The sequence below is a fragment of the Sediminibacterium sp. genome, assembly GCF_051861365.1.
Classification (GTDB): Bacteria; Bacteroidota; Bacteroidia; order Chitinophagales; family Chitinophagaceae; genus Sediminibacterium.
In genome coordinates this window covers 113,360-119,774 of sequence record NZ_JBHYCW010000007.1, presented here as the reverse complement: position 1 = coordinate 119,774, position 6,415 = coordinate 113,360, and the positions used below count along the sequence as shown (strand labels likewise).

Sequence of the window (6,415 nt, the reverse complement as noted above, 5' to 3'; positions counted from 1 at the left end):
ATCATCAGTACAGGATTAAAAAGAGACCCAGCGTAGGTAATGCCTAAACACGACTAAAGCCCGAAAAATCTATATTAGGAGGGGTAGTACAACTTTTGGAAAGTTTCGGAACTTTTCAGAAGCTCGTTCTTCCGAAGAGTTTCTCACCATGGTGACTCTTCTGGAAAGAACTTTTCTAATACACCAACGGTTTTGCCCCTCTCCAATAATTCCCCATATTTATGGTTCCTAAAACTTCACCATGAAACAACTTGCCACTTTACTAATAGGAGCGAGCTTGGCTTTTGCTTCTTGTAAAAACAACACTGATTCATCTGCTTATTTTGATACAGCCGGTATGGATACCAGCGTTCATCCCGGTGATAACTTCTTTATGTACGCCAATGGCACCTGGATCAAAAACAGCGTCATCCCCGATGATCAAAGTGGATGGGGGAGTTTTTATACCCTCTATGATGAGAACCTCAAAAAAATGAGAACCATCCTGGATGAGCTATCTGCTAAAACAGACCACAAATTCGGAAGTAATGAACAAAAAGTGGGCGACTTTTACGCGAGTGGTATGGATACTGCTGCCATTGAAAAAGCAGGATATGATCCACTCAAACCCATGTTGGCAAAAATTGATGCAGTAAAAGATTACAAAGAACTCATCAGTTTGTTGGCGACTAGTTACACAGAAGGAGATGGTGCGTTGATTGGTATTTATGTGGGCGCGGATGAGAGAAACAGTGCGAAGAATATTTTGAGTTTATATCAAACCGGATTAACCCTTCCTGAAAAAGATTACTATACCAAAACCGATGCGGCCACTGTGGAAAAACGTGAGAAACTGATTGCGCATATCACAAATCTTTTTGTGCTCACAGGTGTCGATAAAACGATGGCTACTCAACAAGCAACTGCTGTACTGAAATTGGAAACTGCTATTGCGGCATCACACTTGGCGCCGGTGGAATTGCGTGATCCGATCAGGAACTATCATAAAATGTCGGTGGTGGATTTGCAAAAAATATCTCCGAATATTAATTGGTCCAACTCATTGCAACAAATGGGTATTCAGACCGATAGTGTCAATGTAGCACAACCCGCTTATTATAAAACATTAAGTGCACTACTAGCTTCTCAGTCAATCGAAGTGTGGAAGAGCAAAGTGAAGTTCGATTATATCTCTTCCAATGCATCATTACTCAGTAAAGCGTTTGTAGATGAACGTTTTTCTTTCAATAAATTATTCTCCGGTGCTAAAACACAGGAAGACCGCTGGAAGAAAATGGTAAGCAGAACAGATGATGGATTGAAAGATCTGCTCGGGCAAATCTTTGTTCAAAAATATTTTCCTGCAGAAGCTAAAAAGAGAATGGATGAGTTGGTGAATAATTTACAGATCGCATTTGATAAACGTATTGCTCAGTTAGATTGGATGAGTGATACTACTAAGCAAAAAGCAAAAGAAAAATTGACTGCCATCATGAAAAAGATCGGCTATCCGGATCAATGGAAGTCGTATGATGATGTTACCATCACCCGAACCGATTTTTATGGCAACATGCGTAGCATCGCCAAACATGATTACAAAGAAAGCATTGCTAAAATTGGTAAGCCGGTTGATAAAACCGAATGGCAAATGACAGCACCAACAGTCAATGCATATTACAATCCAACTTTTAATGAGATCGTATTCCCGGCAGGCATTCTACAGTTCCCATTCTTTGAACTGAAAGCAGATGATGCGATCAACTATGGAGCCATTGGAATGGTGATTGGTCATGAAATGACCCATGGTTTTGATGATCAGGGTAGACAATATGATGCGGTGGGAAATCTTACCGACTGGTGGACCAAAACCGATGCTGAAAAATTCACAGCCAAAGCAAAAGGGGTAGTTGAGCAGTACAATGCTTATACGGTTCTGGATAGTTTGCATGTGAATGGGGCGCTTACACTAGGAGAGAACCTAGCAGATATTGGTGGATTGGCCATTGCTTATGATGCCTTCAAATTAACCCAACAAGGAAAGGGTACTGAAAAGATTGACGGCTTTACACCTGATCAACGTTTTTTTCTGGGTTATGCTCAAGTATGGCGTTTGGTTGACAGACCGGAGAGCATGCGTACCCGAATTACAACCGATCCGCACAGCCCCGAAGAATTCAGGGTAAACGGACCATTGGCCAATTTTGAGCCGTTCTATCAGGCTTTTGGGGTTACCGAGAAGCATAAACTTTACCGCCCGGCAGATCAACGTGCTCGAATTTGGTAGAGTTTGGGTACTAGGTACTGGGTGCTAGGTGATTGGTTATATAAGTTATATTTTGGAGTCTTTATAATGATGCATTTATAAGATATTGATAATCAGTCAGGATAAAGCATAGTCTCCAAATATGGGCTAAAATAACCTAGTACCCAGTACCTTGCACCTAGCACCCCTAAATTTGTTTTTGCGATTGCCTTCCGGTTTCCTACCTTTGCCATCCTTATTTTTGGGCCAATTAGCGGGTGGACATTTTTATCATTGACGTTTGAATGATGAATGAGCCGATTGTACGTTAAGAGAATCTCACCATTCTCCCCAAATTTTTATCGTATCAAAACCGGTTTTACATACATATGTCTACAACTACATTGAACAACAGGGTCGGCTTCGGTAAAACTAAACATTTGGCTGATGCTCCTGACCTGCTCGACATCCAGTTAGAATCATTCAGAGAATTTTTTCAGTTAGAGACTACGCCTGATAAGCGTAACAATGAAGGTCTCTTCCGCGTGTTCAAGGAAAATTTTCCGATCACGGATACGCGTAACATCTTCGTGCTGGAATTCCTGGATTATTTTATTGATCCACCACGTTACACACTTGATGAGTGTATGGAGCGTGGTCTTACGTATGCAGTGCCTTTAAAAGCAAAACTGCGCTTAAGTTGTAATGATGAAGAGCACGTAGATTTCCAAACCATCGTTCAGGATGTGTTCCTGGGTAATATTCCTTACATGACTCCCCGTGGTACATTTGTGATCAACGGAGCTGAGCGTGTAGTGGTATCTCAGTTGCATCGTTCTCCGGGTGTGTTCTTTGGACAATCCGTGCACCCGAACGGTACCAAAATTTATTCTGCCCGTGTGATTCCTTTCAAAGGAGCGTGGATGGAATTTGCTACCGATATCAACAATGTAATGTATGCTTACATCGATCGTAAGAAAAAGTTCCCGGTAACAACTTTGTTACGTTCTATCGGTTTCGAAACTGATAAGGACATTCTGGAACTCTTCGGTATGGCCGATGAAGTGAAAGCCGATAAGAAAACACTTGCCAATCACGTTGGTAAAAAACTCGCTGCTCGTGTATTGAGAACATGGGTAGAAGATTTCGTAGATGAAGATACCGGTGAGGTAGTAAGCATCGAGCGTAACGAGATCGTGATGGAGCGTGATACCGTTTTGGATGAGGAAGCGATTGCTACCATCATCGAAATGGAGATCAAGAGTGTATTCATTCAGAAAGAAGATGTGGGTGGTGATTATGCGATCATCTACAACACCTTGAATAAAGATACTTCGAACAGTGAACTGGAAGCGGTTCAGCATATCTATCGCCAATTGCGTGGTGCGGATGCTCCGGATAATGAAACGGCTCGTGGTATCATCGATAAATTATTCTTCTCTGATAAGCGTTATGATTTAGGTGAAGTAGGTCGTTATAAGATCAACCGTAAACTGAATTTGGATTATCCGCTGACCAAGAAAGTATTGACCAAGCAGGATATCATTGAGATCATCAAATACCTGGTTCGTCTGACCAATGCGAAGGCTGAGATCGATGATATCGATCACCTGAGCAACCGTCGTGTTCGTACCGTAGGAGAGCAGTTGTATGCGCAGTTCGGTGTAGGTCTGGCTCGTATGGCCCGTACCATCCGTGAGCGTATGAACGTTCGTGACAATGAGGTATTTACCCCGGTAGATTTGATCAATGCAAGAACATTGTCTTCTGTGATCAACTCATTCTTCGGAACTTCTCAGTTGTCTCAGTTCCTCGATCAAACCAACCCACTGAGTGAGATCACGCACAAGCGTCGTATCTCCGCACTCGGACCCGGTGGTTTGAGTCGTGAGCGTGCCGGTTTTGAGGTGCGTGACGTACACTATTCACACTATGGTCGTTTGTGTACCATTGAAACACCGGAAGGACCGAACATCGGTTTGATCTCTACACTTTGCGTACATGCTACTATCAACGATATGGGCTTTATTGAAACGCCTTATCGTAAAGTAGTGAGTGGTAAAGTGAACATGAAAGAACTCACGTTCTTGAGTGCAGAAGAAGAAGATACCGCTAAGATCGCACAGAGTAATTCACCATTGACAGAGAAAGGTGAATTCGCTGAAGAGAAAGTAGTATCACGTCAAACAGGTGACTTCCCGATTTTAGATAAAGAAGAAGTGGAATACATGGACGTAGCACCGAATCAGATCGTAGGTCTGAGTGCTTCTTTGATTCCATTCCTGGAACATGATGATGCCAACCGTGCGTTGATGGGATCCAACATGCAACGTCAGGCAGTACCATTGATCCGTCCGGAAGTACCTGTTGTAGGTACCGGTTTGGAAGGTAAGGCTGCACGTGATGCACGTATTCAGATACACGCAGATGGTAATGGTGTGGTTGAATTCGTAGATGCGAATGAGATCCATGTTCGTTACGACAGAAATGATATTGACAGATTGATCAGCTTTAATGATGATCTGCAAGTATATAAACTCACTAAGTTCATCAAAACCAACCAAGCCACTTGTATCAACCTGCGTCCGGCTGTGAAGAAAGGACAGAAAGTGAAGAAGGGCGACTTCTTAACTGAAGGTTATGCAACCAAAGATGGTGAATTGGCATTGGGTCGTAACCTGCAAGTGGCATTCATGCCATGGAAGGGTTACAACTTCGAGGATGCGATCGTAATTAGTGAGAAAGTAGTTCGCGAAGACCTGTTCACTTCTATTCACATTGATGAATATGAACTGGAAGTTCGTGACACCAAATTGGGTGAAGAAGAATTGACTCCGGATATCCCGAACGTATCAGAAGATGCAACAAAGGATCTGGATGAGAATGGTATTATCCGTATCGGCGCCACCATCAAAGAAGGTGATATCCTGATCGGTAAGATCACTCCAAAAGGTGAATCTGATCCTACTCCTGAAGAGAAACTATTGCGTGCCATCTTCGGTGATAAAGCCGGTGATGCAAAAGATGCTTCTCTGAAAGCTCCGAACGGAACTGAAGGTGTGGTGATCGATAAAAAACTATTCCAGCGTGCGAAGAAAGATAAGAATGGTAAGATCCGTGAAAAAGCATTGTTGGAGAAAGTAGAAAAAGTACACCAGCAAAATACAGAGTCGATCAAAGAATTGTTGTTGGATAAGTTGCAGACCTTGTTGAAAGACAAAGCTTCTGCAGGTGTTAGCAACAACTTTGGTGAAATGCTGATCGGTAAAGGCGCTAAGTTCAATCAAAAGAATCTAAGCACCATCGATTATCAGAATGTGAATCCGCTGGGTTGGACCGGTGATGCAAAAACAGATGACTTGATCAATACATTGTTGCACAACTACAGCATCCGTTATAATGAAGAACTGGGACGTTACAAGCGTGAGAAGTTCAACATTTCAATCGGTGATGAGTTACCGGCAGGTGTATTGAAACTGGCTAAAGTATATCTCGCTGTAAAACGTAAGTTGAAAGTGGGAGATAAGATGGCGGGTCGTCACGGTAACAAAGGGATCGTTGCGAAAATTGTTCGTGCTGAAGACATGCCATTCATGGAAGATGGTACTCCGGTTGATATCGTACTGAATCCATTGGGGGTACCTTCAAGGATGAACCTGGGTCAGATCTATGAAACCATTCTGGGCTGGACCGGTAAGCGTCTGGGTGTGAAATTTGCTACTCCGATCTTTGATGGTGCAAGCACTGATGAGATCGAGCAATATTGTAAGGATGCGGGTATTCCTAGAAACGGACATACTTATCTGTATGATGGTGAAACGGGAGAACGTTTCCACCAGAAGGCTACTGTGGGTGTGATCTACATGATCAAACTACACCACATGGTTGATGATAAGATGCACGCACGTTCAATCGGACCTTACAGCTTGATCACACAGCAGCCGTTGGGTGGTAAGGCACAGTTTGGTGGACAGCGTTTCGGTGAGATGGAAGTATGGGCACTAGAAGCATATGGTGCAGCTAACATTCTCCAGGAATTGTTGACCCTGAAGTCTGATGATATCATCGGAAGAGCCAAGACTTATGAAGCCATCGTGAAGGGAGATAATATCCCACGTGCCGGCGTACCTGAATCGTTCAATGTATTGGTACATGAACTGAGAGGGTTAGGTTTGGATCTGAAGTTTGAATAAT

At 43.0% G+C, this 6,415-nt stretch carries 2 protein-coding genes; both read left to right on the top strand.

Annotated elements, in window-relative coordinates; translation table 11 throughout:
* The first annotated feature begins 241 nt into the window (after nucleotides 1-241).
* On the top strand, nucleotides 242-2,263 hold the full coding sequence (locus tag ACTIEV_RS05090; RefSeq protein ID WP_322196866.1) for a M13 family metallopeptidase: 2,022 nt from the start codon (nucleotides 242-244) through the stop codon (nucleotides 2,261-2,263).
* Nucleotides 2,264-2,610: 347 nt separating this feature from the next.
* Nucleotides 2,611-6,414, top strand: a complete 3,804-nt coding sequence (gene rpoB, locus ACTIEV_RS05085) for a DNA-directed RNA polymerase subunit beta (protein ID WP_322196867.1) — start codon at nucleotides 2,611-2,613, stop codon at nucleotides 6,412-6,414.
* The last annotated feature ends 1 nt before the right edge of the window (nucleotide 6,415 follow it).

Bases quoted from the DNA above. Each gene is read 5' to 3' on its own strand.
- ACTIEV_RS05090 (WP_322196866.1), top strand. From the start codon at position 242: ATGAAACAACTTGCCACTTTACTAATAGGAGCGAGCTTGGCTTTTGCT.
- rpoB (WP_322196867.1), top strand. From the start codon at position 2,611: ATGTCTACAACTACATTGAACAACAGGGTCGGCTTCGGTAAAACTAAA.